This is a genomic window from Sphingomonas sp. PP-F2F-A104-K0414, assembly GCF_004340945.1.
Taxonomy (GTDB): Bacteria; Pseudomonadota; Alphaproteobacteria; order Sphingomonadales; family Sphingomonadaceae; genus Sphingomonas.
On the sequence record NZ_SLYD01000005.1, the window covers coordinates 264,305 to 278,843 of the forward strand.

The window sequence follows — 14,539 nt, forward strand, 5'->3', positions numbered from 1 at the left end:
TCATTGTCCGGCCAGCGTGTTGAGCTGGAGGATCGGGAGCAGGATGGATAGCACGATCGTCGCGACGATGCCGCCCATCACGACGATGATCAGCGGCTCGAGCAGCGAGAGTGCCGTGGCGGTGAAGCGGTCGAACTCGCGCTCGAGATAGTCGGCGGCGCGTTCGAGCATCTCGTCGAGGCGACCGGCGGCTTCGCCCGAGGCTGCGAGATAGGTCAGCAAGGGCGGGAAGACGCCGGCGCGGCGCATCGCGGCGGAGAGCGAGCCACCGCCGCGGATCGCGTCGACGATCTGGTCCGAGGCCTGGCGGAGGCGGCGGTTGTGGATCGTGCTGGCGGTAAGGTTGAGGCCGTCGAGCAACGGCAGGCGGCTCGCGACCATCGTGCCGAGCGTGCGCGCCATCCTTGCCGCGTGGAGGTCTCGGATCAGGCGGCCGAGTAAAGGGATACGCAGCAGCCAGCCGTCGAAGGCGAGCCGCAGCGTCGGGTCCTTCAGCGCCCGCCATCCGGCCAGGCCGCCGCCGACGACGATCAGCAGCATCACCCACCAGTATCCGACGAGGAACGCCGAAAACGCCATGACCATCCGCGTGAGCAGCGGGAGTTGCTGGCCGACTGTGTCGAACTGCTCGACCACCTGCGGCACCACGAACATCATCAGTGCGGTAACGACGCCGAACGCGACGAGCGCGAGAATCGAGGGGTAGGCTAGCGCGGTGATGAGCTTGCCGCGGATCTCTGCCTGGCGTTCGAGCAGCGCGGCGAGGCGGTCGAGAATGGTCGGGAGCGAGCCCGAACTTTCGCCTGCCGAGACCATTGCGCGGTAGAGCGGCGGGAAGCTTTTCGGCTCTCGCGCCATCGCGTCCGCGAGGCGGCGGCCTTCGACGACACCGGCATGGACGTGCTGGACTATTGTTCGGACGCTGTCCTGTTCGGTTTGCCGCGTGATCGTGCGGAGCGATTCCTCCAGCGGGGAGACGCGGTTGAGCGTGGCAAGCTGGCGGGTGAAGAGGGTGAGGTTCTTGCCAGACATCTTCGGCGTGCCGAGCTGGAGGCCAAACAACGGGCGGCCTTTGGTTGCCTGCGGGGGGGCGCCGGGGGTGATCTTCACGACATAGAATTTACGCGCGTCGAGGGTGGCGCGCGCGACGTCGATGTCGGCCGCGGCGACGTGGCCGCGACGTTCCGCACCCTTGGTGTCGATCGCGATATAGTCGAAATCCGCCATCATCCTCCCCTGCAAGGGGAGGGGGACCGCCGCGTAGCGGTGGTGGAGGGGGCGTGCCGCGAACGTTCCAGCTGTGGGGATCGTGCGCGCGAAGCCGTGGCGGATGATGTCAGGTGGCGCGCGCGCGGTGCCCCCCCTCCACCAGCTTCGCTGGTCCCCCTCCCCGTTCCGGGGAGGATTTTCTGGGCGTTACGCATTTTCCACGACTTCGGTTGTGTCGCGGCGGGATACGCGGACGGCTTCTTCGGCCGTGGTCTGGCCGGACAAGACGAGGTCGCGAGCGGACTGGGCGAGGTTCGGAGACTTCGCAAACGCGTGTGCGGTTATCTCGGATTCGTGGCCGTCGGTGTTGATCAGGCGGCGGATGGTGTCGTCGATGCGAACGGCTTCGAACACGCCGATGCGCCCCTTGTAGCCGGTCTGGTTGCAGTCTTCGCAGCCTTGCGCGACGTAGACGATCGCCTCGGGGGCTATGCCGAGCAACGGGGCAACCGTGTCCGAGGCTGGCACGGCCTTGCGGCAGGTCGGGCAGAGGCGGCGGACCAGGCGCTGGGCGATCACCGCCCGCAACGTCGAGGCGAGCAGGAAGCTCTCGACCTTCATGTCGCGCATGCGGGTGATCGCGCCGATCGCGTCGTTGGTGTGGACCGTCGACAACACGAGATGGCCGGTGAGCGACGCCTGCACCGCGATCTCGGCGGTCTCGCGGTCGCGGATTTCGCCGACCATCACCACGTCGGGATCCTGGCGGAGGATCGCGCGAAGGCCCGCGGCGAAGGTCAGGCCGACCTTCGGGTTCACCTGGGTCTGGCCGACGCCATCGACCGCATACTCGACCGGATCCTCGACGGTCAGGATGTTGCGGCTGCCGTCGTTGAGCAAGCGCAGCGCGGCGTAGAGCGAGGTGGTCTTGCCCGAACCGGTCGGGCCGGTGACGAGGATGATGCCGTTGGGTTCGCTCAGCGCTTCGTTGAGCAGCGCGAACAAGGCGGGCGGCAGGCCGAGCGCTTCGAGGTCGATCCCGGCGTTTTCCTTATCGAGGATACGCAGAACGACCCGCTCGCCGGCCCGGCTCGGCAGCGTCGAGACGCGGACGTCGAGCAGCTTGCCGCCAAGCGTCAGCCCCATGCGGCCGTCCTGCGGCACGCGGCGCTCGGCGATGTCGAGGCGGGCCATCACCTTGATGCGGCTGACGACGACCGGCGCGACGTTGGGCGGCATGCGCAGCGTCTCGCGCAGCACGCCGTCGATCCGCATCCGGACGACGAGGCCGGTCTCGTACGGCTCGATATGGATGTCCGACACACCGTTGCGTGCGGCGTCGGCGATGATGCCGTTGATGAGGCGGATCGCCGGCGCGTCGTCGGCGGTGTCGAGCAGATCCTCCGCGGTCGGCATGTCACCCGCGAGCAGGTCGAGTTCGTCGCCCATCCCGACCGCGGCGAGTGCGTTGGCCTGGCCGTCCATTGCGTAGACGTTCGAAAGGAGGCGGTCGAACGCGACCTGTTCGACGAAGGTCACGTCGAACGGACGCGCGAGGTAGCGGCGGAGTTCGAGCAGGACCTTCGGGTCCGCGCCGGCGCGCATGGCGATGGTGAGGTGGGAGTCGGTGTCGGTGTGGTCGACGACGACGCCGAACTTTCGGGCGAAGGCGTAGGGGATGGTGATCTGGGGCAGGTCGGTCGATGATAACGCTTCACTGCTCCCCTCCCGCTCGCGGGAGGGGTCGGGGGACGGAATGACATAGCCCTCGATCGCTTCGTCCGTGAGTAAGGCAGCCCCTCCCCCGCCCCCTCCCGCAAGCGGGAGGGGGGAAGGAAGAGCGTCGATCGCATGGCCTTCGCGGATAATCATTTCTTGGGCCGGACGACGATCGTCGAGGTGCGTACCGGTACCGCGATGCGCGGGTCCTCGATGCTGCCGGGGATCGGGCCGGACGGGATCGGCGGCGCGGCGCCCATATAGTCGCGGATCAGTTGGTCGATCGACGGCTCCTCCTTCGGATCCTGCAGGCCCTGTTGCAGGCGGACATAGCCGTAGCGCTGTTCGGTCAGCTTGCGACTGTCCTCCGCGGTGCGCAGGATCGTCGGGCGGATGAAGATCATCAAATTGGTCTTCGACCGCTGTTTCGCCTTAGAGGTGAACAGGTGCCCCAGTACGGGGATGTCACCCAACAGCGGGATCTTCTCGATCGTCCGGCGCTCGTTGTCGTCGAGCAGGCCGCTGATCACCGCGATCTGGCCGTCGTCGACGGTGCGGACGGTCTCGACCTCGCGCTTGTTGAGGATCAGGTCGCTGTTGTCGCTCGATACCGGGCCGGCGATCGAGCTGACCTCCAGGCGCAGGTTCAATTTCACCGTGCCGCTTGAGTTCACCTGTGGCCGAACGGTCAGTTCGATACCGACATTCTGGCGCTGCGTGGTGCGGAAGGCGTTGTCGAAATTGGTACTCAGCGCCTGCCCCGTGGTGATCGGAATCTCCTGGCCGACGAGGCTGTGCGCCTCCTGATTGTCGAGCGTGACGAGGTGCGGGACCTGGAGCAGGTTCGAGGTGGTATCGCTCTTCACCGCGTTGATGATCGCGCCGAAGAAGGTGCTGCCGATCTTGCCGCCGAACCCGCCGAACCCGCCGGTCGCGGCCAGGATCGAGCTGATCGCCGACTGTTGCAGCGTGTTCGCGGCGTCGCTGGTGGTGTTGGTGGTCGTCGTGCTGCCGTCGGTATTGACCGTCGTAGTGCTCGACGTGTTGAGCTGCGTCGCGCCGATCGCGCCGGCGATCTGCAGGATGTTCGGCGCAGAGTTCGAGAAAGTCGAGGCGCCGAACGCGCCGCCGCTGGGATCACCAACGATGAACTGCGCACCGAGCGTGCGCGCGGTCGTGTCAGAGACTTCGGCGACGATCGCCTCGACCAGCACCTGTTCGCGGCGCGTATCGAGTTGGCGGACGACGTCGTTCAGCTGGCGCTGGATTTCGGCGGGCGCGGCGATGACGATTGCGTTGGCGCCGGCAAAGCGCGTGACGACCGCGGCAGTTTTGCCGCCGGCTGCGGTGATCGCGGGCTGTCCGGAGCCTGCTGAGCCACCGGACGTCGGTACCGACTGGTTGACCTGTGGCTGCGAGATATTCGACTGGCCGCCGGACGCGCCGTTGGTGCTGCTCGATCCGAAGTTGGAGCGGGAAAGCGCGGTTTGGACGGGCTGGGTCGGGGTCTGGCCAACGAGTTCCTGCAACACCGGCAACAGCTGCTCGGCATCCGCGTTTTCGAGGAACACGACTTTGATCTCGGTACCGTTGCGCGCCTTCTGATCAAGGTCGACCGCGACCTGCGCAAGACGGGCGACGGTGGTCGGATCGCCGCGGAGGGCGACTGCATTCGAGCCCTCGACGGCGACGACCGAGGCGCTCGGCCCAGTCGCGGGAGCACCGCCCTGCCCGCCGCCGGTGCCGGTCCCGATCAGGCCCTGCAGTGCGGTCGCGATCTCCTTGGCGCTGGCGTTCTTGAGCGCGACGACGCGGGTGGACGAGGTGTCGGTGTCGATCCGGCGAAGGACTTCGCGGATGCGGCGGATGTTGTCGGCGAAATCGACGACGACGAGGCTGTTGCCCCCGCGGTTCGCGCTGACCGAGCCTTGTGCGCTGACCAAGGGGCGGACGGTTTCGACCGCAGACTGCGCGTCGATCGCGCGGAGGCGAACGATCTCTGTCACGTAGCTGTTGCGCGCGGCGCCCGCGACGCCGATCCGGCTGGGTTGCGACGCGGCGTTGTCGAGCGGTTGGACGCGGAAGGCGCCATTCGAGGTCGGCACCGCGACGAGTCCGTTGGCGCGAAGCGTCGAGAGGAAGACCTCGAAATACTCGGAGCGCGACAGCGGGCGATCGGTCACCACCGTCACCTTGCCGGCGACGCGGTTGTCGATGATGAACGTGCGCCCGGTAACCTTGGCGGCATCGGCGATGAACGCGCGGATATCGGCATCGCGAACGTTCAGCGTAGTCTGCGCATGCGCGCTAGCCACGAGGACCAAGGCCACGACGGGTCCGAGAAGAAGCTTTTTCATTGAGGAGGCGCAATCGTGATGGCGAGCGACAGAGTATCCTGTCCGCGCTCTACAGTGATGGGGACGTTGCCGCCGCCCGCGAAATCCTTGGTGATCCGGTCAAGATCGCCAAGCCCAGCGACAGGTCGTCCACCGATCGACGTGAGCACGTCGCCGTCTTTCAGCCCGGCCGCGCGAAACGCTGCACCGGACCCTTGCGACCGGAGCGTCAGCCCGCTGATCCGACCACCATCGATCCTCGGGATGAAGCCAATCTCGGTCCGCAATTGTGCGATCGGGATGCCGGCAGCATCGGACGACGCGCCGGCCGAAGTGGCGCCCGGCACGACCGGCGCTACCGCACCCGACTGGTCGAGAAAGAGATCCTCGTCGACACCACCCCGATCGATTGTGACGTGATCGAACGCGACCGCCTTCAGGCGAACGCCCGGCTGGATTTCATCGCCGATCGCAACGCTCTGCTGAACGCCATCAGGACCGGCGATGATCGCTGAACTGCGCCCCATCGCCTCGTCCATGCGCGTGCCGAACAGGGTGAGCTGGAGCGACGTTACCGTCGCAGGGGCTCCGGGCACACCGCCGAGCCGGAAGAACGGATCGAAGCCGCGCAAGATGTCGGCGGGCGAACCGACTACCATCGGCGCGGCCGGGCGCCAGTCGCCGAGCGGCGTGATCGGCGTCACGATGGTCCAGGCCAGCCGCGCGCACTGGACCGCAAGCCCCGCCAGCAGCGCAAGCTCGACGACACTATAGACATTCACGACCGGCATACGCCGCAAGATACGGCGCGCCCTCGCGTCCAGCTTCAATCGCATGCGCGACCCACCCCAATTTCCCGCATCTCGCCGCGTAGGCATGCCATGTTACAATTCCGCGTCAATGGCTTGTGCGTCAAACATACGAAATCTGATGCCGGCCATGCGCGTGACAGCTGGGGTAGCGCATTACGTCGCCGATGGGCAGAAGACGCAGATGTCCGATCCTCTTCCGTCCAGTGGCTGCGGCCTGCCCCCCGAACCGGTCATCGCACGACTGTCCGCGCCCGGCGTGCAACGCGTGCCGAGCGCAAAGCTCGATTTGTTCGTACGGCGCGACTTCCTGCCGCCCGAATTGTGCACGGCGTTGATCGAGCGGATCGATGCGGTGCGGCGTCCGTCGACGATCTCCGATTCGAACGGTGATGCAAGTTATCGGACGAGCGAGACGGGCGATCTGTCGGCGGACGATCCGGTCGTGATCGAGGTCGAGGCACGGATCGCGGCGCTGACCGGACTCGACCCGGTGCACGGCGAACCGTTGCAGGGACAGCGCTATGCGGTCGGGCAGGAGTTCAAAGGGCACACCGACTATTTCGAGCCGAACGGCGTCGATTATCATCGCTATTGCGGCGTGGCCGGCAACCGGACGTGGACCGTCATGATCTATCTCAACCAGCCCGAGGCGGGTGGTGCGACGCGGTTCAAGGTGGTCGACAAAATCGTCCAGGCGGAGACGGGCAAGCTGCTCGCATGGAACAACCGACGCGTGGACGGGAGCTTGAATGCGGCGACGCTGCATCACGGGATGAAGGTGCGCGCGGGGGTCAAGTACGTGATCACCAAATGGTTTCGGGAGAAGGCTTGGGGGTGAGCGCTGAGGTCGGCGAGCCTCATGAACTCATACCACCCCGGCGGGGGCCGGGGCCCAATTGGGGGACGGCGATAATGAGGCACATCGCTCCATTACGTCCACCTTGCCAATTGGGCCCCGGCCTTCGCCGGGGTGGCAGCATGCAGAGGTATTTCGGCCCTTAGAACTGCACGCTCGCTCCCAGTGTGAACACCCGACCGAGCTTGTAGCGGTTGATATCGACTTCGGCACCGTTCGAGAAGGTCTGGTACTCTCGGTAGCCCGTCCCCGTCAGGTTGCGCGCTTCGAACTTCACCTCGATCTGCTTGCCCGAGACGGCGATGCCCTGCCGCGCGACGACGTCGAAGCGGATGCCGGGTTTCTCGATCAGATCGGGCAGGCGAACGCCACCACCGCCGCCGACCGGACCGCGGTTCGTCACGCGGTCGCTGGCGTAATTGAACAGCAACGTCAGCTGCGACAGGCTCGCCTTGTCTTCGATCCCGAGCTGCAGGTTGACGAGGTGATCCGATTGCCCGGTCAGCGCCGCGCCGTCCTGGAACAGCACGTTGGCGGGACGCAGGCTGGCGGTGGTGCCGTTGCTCTGGATCGGGCTGGCGATCAGTTCGTCGCCGACCTGCAGCTCGGAGTGCGTGTAGGTGTAGTTGGCGATCGCGACGAGACGACGGGTCGCGAAGAAATCCCCGCCGAGGCCGTCGAGCGGGATGTACTTCTGCAGCTCGACCTCGCCGCCGTACAGGTTTGCGCGCGGTGCGTTGGCGAAGCCGGTCTGGAGCGTGTCGCTGCCCGCCGGGAAGAACGCGACCGCCTCGATCGGGTTGTCGATGCGCTTGTAAAAGCCCGCCAGATTGAACTTCTGGTCGCGCGCGAAATACCATTCGTAGCGCAGCTCGCCGTTATATAGCTGCGAGTCGGTCAGGAACGGGTTGCCGAAGAACAGGCGATCGCTCTCGAAATCCTGATACAGCTGCGGCGCGAGTTCGCGGAACTGCGGCCGGGCCAGCGTCTTCGACATATGCCCGCGCAGCTGCATGTCGGACGCGAAGTTCCACGTCACCGTAACCGCCGGAAGCCAATACGCGCGCGACAGATTGGTCTGCGCGAACGAGACGCCGGCACCGCCACCCGGCAGCACCGTCTCCAGCGCGTCCTCGTAACGAATGCCGACATTGGCGCGCAGACCGTCGAGGATCTCGCCCTCGACCTGCGCATAGGCACCATGGACGCGCAGCGACGCGTCGTAGGTCGGCGCGCAGTTTGGCGCGACGCACGTGTTGGCGAGGCCGATGCCATAGGTCTGGAGGTTGAAGTCCGACAACAGATAGTCGGGGCGTTCCTGCGCGACCGCATCGTTCAGCGCGACGTTGCCCGCGGTCTGATAACGGAAGGTATAGCGGCTCGATGTGCGATCGGTGTCGCTATACGCATAGCCAACCGACAGCGCGAACGGGCGGTCGAACGGCACGTTCCAGGTGAGGTTCGCCTGACCCGACCAGAGCGTCTCGTCGAGTTCGCTGAACGCCACCGCCGCGCTCTGCAAGCCGCTGAGGTTGTTGGTATAGTCACCGACATTCGCATTGTACTGATAGGTGAACTGGCGTTCGTAGGGCGAGTTGCGCTCGGTTTTCGCGTAGCTGCCGCGCGTATCGAGCGCGAAATCGCCAAACTTGAACTCGCCGACCAGCTGCGTATCGATCAACTGGCGTTCGAACCAGCTCGTGTTCTGGACGATGAACGGCTGGATGCCGTCGACATCGCCGATGTTCGAGGTCGAGCCGGTGCTGAGGCGGCCCTGCTTCAGCGTGTCGTGGATGTAGAGGTTGGTCCAGCGGATCTTGTTCTCGCCGAACTCCGCGCCAAAGCCGAGCAGGCCGTTGATGATCGAGCGGTTGTCGGTCAGCACGGTGCGGAAATCGCGCGTCAGGATGCCGCCGACGTCGTCGGTAGACTGCTGCAGCGTATCGCGCGTCCGCCACGTGTTGCTGATCCCCGCCGCAGCGATTACGCCGACGCGCGTGCTGCCGATATCGGCCGAGGTGCCGAAGCTCGTCTCGCCCGAGAGGTTGGCCGGGATCTGGTTGTTCTGCTGGAGCAAGGTCGTCTTGGCGTTCGACAATGCGGTGATCTGCGCGCCAGTCAGCGACGTGCCGTTCGCGCCCGCCGACTTGATGAAACCGGGCACCTTGCGCTCGCCACTGTCGAAACCGGTCCAGTCGTGCTTGCCGCCGTCATAGACATAGCCGAGTTCGCTGGTCGTGACGGTGTCCGCGCCGACCGATCCGCCGAACTGGAAGAAGGTCTTTTCGGGGACCGCCTTGGTCGTCAGATTGATGACGCCGCCGCCGAATTCGCCCGAGTAATTGACCGAATAGCTCTTCTGGACGACCGCCGAGGCGATCACGTTGGTCGGGAAGATATCGAGCGGGACGACGCGGCGCAGTGGCTCCGGCGACGGTAGCGGCGAGCCGTTGAGCAGCGACGACGAATACCGATCGCCGAGACCACGGACATAGACCAGGCCGTTGCCGACGACCGACAGGCCGGTGACGCGCTGGAGCGCACCGGCGATATCGCCTTCGCCGGTCCGCGCGATATCCGCCGAGGACAGCACGTTGACGACGGCAGCGGTGGCGCGAACCGCGTTCGGGACGTTGCGGCCGACGACGACGATGTCCTCACCGGTGCCACTGCCGCCAGGCGTCGAAATCTCGACCTGCTCCTGCTGTTGTTCGGCCTGAGCAGCGGGGTCGGTGCGCTGTTCGACCGGCGTCCCTGCCTGCGGCGAGACGACGCTGCCGGCGGGAGCGCTTTGCGCGAACGACTGCGCCGGGACGAACGTCGTCGTCGCGAGCAGGACGGAGACGAGAACGGATGACTTCATGGCTGCCCCGGCAACAAGAGGAATTCGGTAGGTACAAGGCTGCGCGGCGGGCCCCCGCCCCCCGCGCAGCCTCAGGCTTGGCGTCGGTGTCAGCTGGTCGGCAGCGCGGTGCAGGCGCTGCTCGTCGTCCCGAAGCTCGCGCGGTTCGAGTTGCAGGTCCAACCGCGATACCAGGTGTCGGTGCTGCCGTTGACCGCGCCGACATAGTTGGTGTTGACGAGGAACGACGTCCCGGTCGGGTTGAGCGTCGCGGCGTTGAACGCGGTGGTCGTGCTCGATGCGCCCGCGGGGAGGAAGGTGCCCGTGACGGCCGAGCCGACCGCGGCGCTATCGGTGTTGTTGGTACCGGCGCGGAAGAGCGCCTGCTGCTCTTCTACCGTCACGGTGATGCCGTTGACGGTGGTCGTCGCATACGGCGTCAGGCAGCTGAACACGACCGAGTTGAACACCGGCGGGCCCTTGTCCTGCAACGTCGTGTCGGCAGGACGGATGGTCGTCTTGCCGCCCGCATCGGCGCCAGCGATGACGTTGAGGCACGCGCTGTTCGGGTTGCTGACGATGCCGTTGACGAAGGTCGCATCGGCACCACCGCGCAGACGGATCGCCGCGTTGGTCGCGGTCGACGTCTCGATGAAGGTGAAGTTGGCGAGCGTGTAAGCCTGGCGCGGCAGCGCGTCTTCCGAGCCGTTCGAATCGATCTCGGTCGAATAGTTGTCGGTCTGCGTGTTGGTCGGCTTTTGGATCGCCAGCACGAACTGGACGAAACCCTGCCAGCCGACATCGGTATCCAGGCCGTCATCATCCGAACCCGTCAGCACCAGATAGCGCAGATTGCTGCGGCCGCCGAAGATCTCGATGCCGTCGTCCGAGCTGTTGTGGACCTGGATGTGATCGAGCGTCGTGCCCGAGCCGGTGCCGCCGAGCGTCAGGCCCTGAAGCTCGTTGTTCGGGCTGATGACGGTGCCCGAATAGCGGATCTGGACATAGCGGATGCTGCCGCTGCTGTCGGTCGGCGTCGCGCCGCCGTACAGCGCGGTGCTGGTGCCCTCGACGACGTTCTCGCAGGCCACGTTGCCACCGGGGACAGTATTGTTGCAGTTCGAGATCGGTGCACGACCGGCCAGGATGATGCCGCCCCACAGGCCCTGCGATTCGTCGGTGACTCCGCCGGTGATGTTCGCCTGCGCAGTGAAGATGATCGGCTGCGTCTCGGTGCCCTCGGCGATCAGCTTCGAGCCGCGGTTAACGACCATATAGTCATTATCCGCATTGGTCGTGTTGGCATAAACCAGCGAGCCGGCTGCGATCGTCAGCGTGGTCGCGATCCCGCCCGGTGCGCTGCCTGCGCCGCCGATGTCGACGCCGACGTCGACGCGTCCGTTGATTTCATAGGCGACGCCCGCGGCCTTTGGCAGGCTCAAGGCTGACGTGATCAGCGACGGCAGGCGGCACGAGCGGTAGTTGCCGAGGATGCCGACATCGGTGGTGCCGGTCGGGCACGACGTCGCGGGCGTGCCTGCGGTTGGGGTAGGAGTCGGCGTGGGCGTCGGGCTCGGCGTCGGCGTACCCGGTACGACGATCACGCCTTCGCCCGGCGACGCGACGCTGTCCGCGCCATCGCAGGCCGAGAGGGCCATGCAGGCAGTGCCGGCGAGCAGAACAAGACTCGTGCGCTTGAAGATGGTCATTCGAGAGACTCCCGGTCGAAATCGTTGATCTGATGGATCGACTCAGGCTCCCCCCTGCCGACCTCGATTAGGCGACTATGCGGAGCGCGTGACGTTACGATGCGATTTGGATGACGCTTGCATGACCATGATGTGACGAATCGATGACATCGTTTGCGCAGCGTGGGTTGAAACCTACGCTTTCGAACACATCTCTTCCGATCCGGCGCGCGATGATTTACAGGCGCCGTCAGCGTCACTGCCCGCGCATTCCTGCGTCGGGGCGGTCAGACCGATATTACAGGATTATTCTACGACAATGGCCTCTTTCAAGGACCCCAGCTTCCAGGACCGCACAAGCAGCGCAGCCGCCGCCAAGCAGAAAGCGCTCGAAGCGCTGAAGGCCAAGCCGCCGATCGACGAGGCGGTCGTTGCCGAGCGCCTCGCCGCGCGTGAAGCCAAGGAACTGGCCGAGCGCGAGAAGCGCGCCGCCAAGCGTGCCGCCGAGGACGAAGCCAAGGCTGCCAAGAAGGCCGAGGCCGAAGCGGCTGCTGCAAAGAAGCGCGAGGCCGAAGCCAAGGTCGAGCTAACCGACGCCGAGAAGAAGGCGATTCGCGACGCGAAGTATGCCGCGCGGAAGAATAAGAAGAAGTAAGTCGCGTGCGCGGATCCGTCTCGGCGGATCCGCCCACTACAGCGCGCGCCCTGCTACCGCGCTGAGTTTCGCCACCAGCGACGGATCGCGGGCATCGCGCGCGGTGATGATCGCGGTGTCGAGACACGTGTCGATCGGCGAAGCCTCGCGCTCCATCGGCAAATTGCGCAGCAGCGCGATCACCATCGCGCGGGCCTTTGCCGCATTCGCGCCGAGTTGCGCCACGACCTGTGCGACGTCGACGCCGGCCTCGTCGTCGCGCCAGCAATCGTAATCCGTCACCATCCCGACCAGCGCGTAGGGAAGCTCCGCCTCCCGCGCGAGCTTCGCCTCGGGCATCGCGGTCATGCCGATCACGTCGCAGCCCCATTGCCGGTAGAGCCGGCTTTCCGCGCGGGTCGAGAATTGCGGGCCCTCCATCGCGAGATAGGTGCCGCGGTCGTCGACCTGCACGCCGGCTTCTCGCGCGGCGTCGGCGGCATAACGCGACAGCCGCGGGCAGACCGGGACGGCCATCGAGACGTGCGCGACCAAGCCGGTACCGAAGAAGCTCGACGGTCGCCGCTTGGTGCGGTCGATGAACTGGTCGACGACAGTGAAGCTGCCGGGCGGGCGGGCCTCGACCAGCGAGCCTACCGACGATACTGCAAGAACGTCGGTGACCCCGAGCCGCTTCAGCGCGTCGATGTTTGCGCGCGCGTTGAGCTCCGAGGGGGAAATGCGATGCCCTCGGCCGTGCCGCGGCAGGAACGCGACACCGACATGGCCGACGCGACCGGTATAGATCGCGTCCGACGGTTCGCCCCACGGGGTCTCGACGGTCTGCCAGCGCCCATCCTCGATACCGTCGACCGCGTACAGTCCGGAGCCGCCGATGATGCCAATCGTCCAGCCGCTCACTTAGCGAGCGCCCTCGGCCGTGCGTAGACGAAGTAGATCGCGAGGCCGAGCAGGTTCCACAGCCCGAAATACAGCTGCGTCTTCGAAGGCAAGCTGAAGAACAGGTACAGGCAGCCGAGGATCCCGATCGTACCGACCAGCGTCGCGGCCGGCGCGCGGAAGGTGCGGAGCGCGTCGGGCGCACGGCGGCGCATCACGAGCATGCAGGCGCAGACCGCGACGAACGCCGCGAGTGTGCCCGCGTTGGCCAGCGCGGCGATCTCGGCGAGCGGCAAAAGGCCTGCGATCACCGCGACGATCGCCGCGGTGATCCAGGTGATGCGGACGGGGGCACCTCGCCTGGAGACCTTGGCGAGGCTCAGCGGGAGCAACCCGTCGCGTGCCATCGTGAAGAAGATCCGGCTCTGGCCGAACAGGAACGCGAGCAGCACCGTCGGCAACGCGATCACGGCTGAGGCGCCGAGGAAGGTCGCGAACCCCGGCCGGCCGATCTCGCGCAGGATCAGCGCGAGCGGCTCGGCGCTGCCGGCGAACTTGGTGTGCGACAGCGCGCCGACCGCGGCGACCGCGACGAGGATGTAGATCGCGATGCACGCGACCATCGACCCGACGATCCCGATCGCAAGATCGCGGCCGGGGTTCTTGGTCTCCTCCGCCGCGGTCGAGATCGCGTCGAACCCATAGAACGCAAAGAAGATGATCGCCGCCGCCGCCATGACGCCGCGCTCGGCGCCGTCGGGCTGGACCGCCTTGGGGAAGCCATAGGGCATGAACGGGTGGAGGTTGGCGCTGTTGAAATAATGCAACGCGATGAACACGAACACGGTCAGCGCGATCATCTTCACAGCCACCAGCACCGCGTTGAGCGTCGCACTTTCGCGCGTGCCGAACGACAACACGCCAGCGACGACCGCGATGATGAAGATGGCGGGGACGTTGAGGATGCCGCCAAGTTCGGGGCTGAGCGTCAGCGCCTCGGGAAAGCCGAACGCACCGCGCAACAATGGCGCGGCATAGCCCGACCAGCCTACCGCGACGGTCGACACGACGAGCGAGTATTCGAGGATGAGGCTCCAGCCGATCACCCAGGCGATCAGTTCGCCGAGCACGACATAGCTGTAGGTGTAGGCGCTGCCCGACGCCGGGATCATCGTCGCCATCTCGGCATAGGCGAGCGCCGCGCAGGCGCAGATCCCACCGGCGATGATGAAGGAGAGGATCACCGCCGGCCCCGCGAGCCCTGCCCCCACGCCGATCAGCGTGAGAATGCCGGTGCCGACGATCCCGCCAACCCCCATCGCCACCAGATGCGGCCACGACAGAGTGCGCGCGAGTTGATGCTCGGGCGGCTGCTCGGTGACGATTTTTCGGCGAAACAGACTGGCCACGGATATCCCCTTTTGTTGCGCGGGAAGTGGCACAGGACGGGACCGGGGGGCAAGGCCAGTAGCCAACCACCTACCCGAGCGCCAATATCCTCCCCGGCGGAGGCCGGGGTCCAGTTGGTAAGGCCATCGTGACG

At 66.0% G+C, this 14,539-nt stretch carries 10 protein-coding genes; 2 read left to right on the plus strand and 8 right to left on the minus strand.

Annotated elements, in window-relative coordinates; translation table 11 throughout:
* From gspF to C8J46_RS13760, 4 genes are all read right to left on the minus strand, one after another.
* Complete coding sequence (gspF, locus tag C8J46_RS13745; protein WP_132740198.1) at nucleotides 1-1,227, minus strand: type II secretion system inner membrane protein GspF; 1,227 nt, start codon at nucleotides 1,225-1,227, stop codon at nucleotides 1-3.
* Between the two features lie 189 nt (nucleotides 1,228-1,416).
* On the minus strand, nucleotides 1,417-3,081 hold the full coding sequence (locus tag C8J46_RS13750) for an ATPase, T2SS/T4P/T4SS family (RefSeq protein ID WP_132740201.1): 1,665 nt from the start codon (nucleotides 3,079-3,081) through the stop codon (nucleotides 1,417-1,419).
* Nucleotides 3,078-5,285 carry a type II secretion system secretin GspD gene (gene gspD / locus C8J46_RS13755; RefSeq protein WP_132740204.1) on the minus strand — a complete coding sequence of 736 codons (2,208 nt, stop codon included), beginning with the start codon at nucleotides 5,283-5,285 and terminating at the stop codon, nucleotides 3,078-3,080. The genes C8J46_RS13750 and gspD overlap by 4 nt, the downstream gene beginning before the upstream one ends.
* Nucleotides 5,282-6,100, minus strand: a complete 819-nt coding sequence (locus C8J46_RS13760; RefSeq protein ID WP_132740207.1) for a type II secretion system protein N — start codon at nucleotides 6,098-6,100, stop codon at nucleotides 5,282-5,284. The genes gspD and C8J46_RS13760 overlap by 4 nt, the downstream gene beginning before the upstream one ends.
* A gap of 157 nt (nucleotides 6,101-6,257) precedes the next feature.
* Here C8J46_RS13760 and C8J46_RS13765 point away from each other — a divergent pair, with 157 nt between their 5' ends.
* A complete protein-coding gene (locus tag C8J46_RS13765) occupies nucleotides 6,258-6,914 on the plus strand; it encodes a 2OG-Fe(II) oxygenase (protein WP_132740821.1) in 657 nt (218 codons plus the stop codon).
* Nucleotides 6,915-7,074: 160 nt separating this feature from the next.
* On the opposite strand, the gene C8J46_RS13770 is transcribed toward C8J46_RS13765, so the two are convergent.
* Complete coding sequence (locus C8J46_RS13770) at nucleotides 7,075-9,795, minus strand: TonB-dependent receptor (RefSeq protein ID WP_132740209.1); 2,721 nt, start codon at nucleotides 9,793-9,795, stop codon at nucleotides 7,075-7,077.
* Nucleotides 9,796-9,884: 89 nt separating this feature from the next.
* Nucleotides 9,885-11,483, minus strand: coding sequence for a hypothetical protein (locus C8J46_RS13775; RefSeq protein WP_132740212.1), 1,599 nt, complete (start codon nucleotides 11,481-11,483; stop codon nucleotides 9,885-9,887).
* A gap of 298 nt (nucleotides 11,484-11,781) precedes the next feature.
* Here C8J46_RS13775 and C8J46_RS13780 point away from each other — a divergent pair, with 298 nt between their 5' ends.
* Entirely contained in the window at nucleotides 11,782-12,117 is a 336-nt protein-coding gene (locus C8J46_RS13780) for a DUF6481 family protein (protein ID WP_132740214.1), read from the plus strand.
* Between the two features lie 36 nt (nucleotides 12,118-12,153).
* Here the strand turns inward: C8J46_RS13780 and C8J46_RS13785 are convergent, their stop codons facing one another.
* On the minus strand, nucleotides 12,154-13,017 hold the full coding sequence (locus C8J46_RS13785) for an S-methyl-5'-thioadenosine phosphorylase (protein WP_132740217.1): 864 nt from the start codon (nucleotides 13,015-13,017) through the stop codon (nucleotides 12,154-12,156).
* Nucleotides 13,014-14,405, minus strand: a complete 1,392-nt coding sequence (locus C8J46_RS13790; RefSeq protein WP_132740219.1) for an amino acid permease — start codon at nucleotides 14,403-14,405, stop codon at nucleotides 13,014-13,016. The genes C8J46_RS13785 and C8J46_RS13790 overlap by 4 nt, the downstream gene beginning before the upstream one ends.
* Nucleotides 14,406-14,539 lie beyond the last annotated feature (134 nt).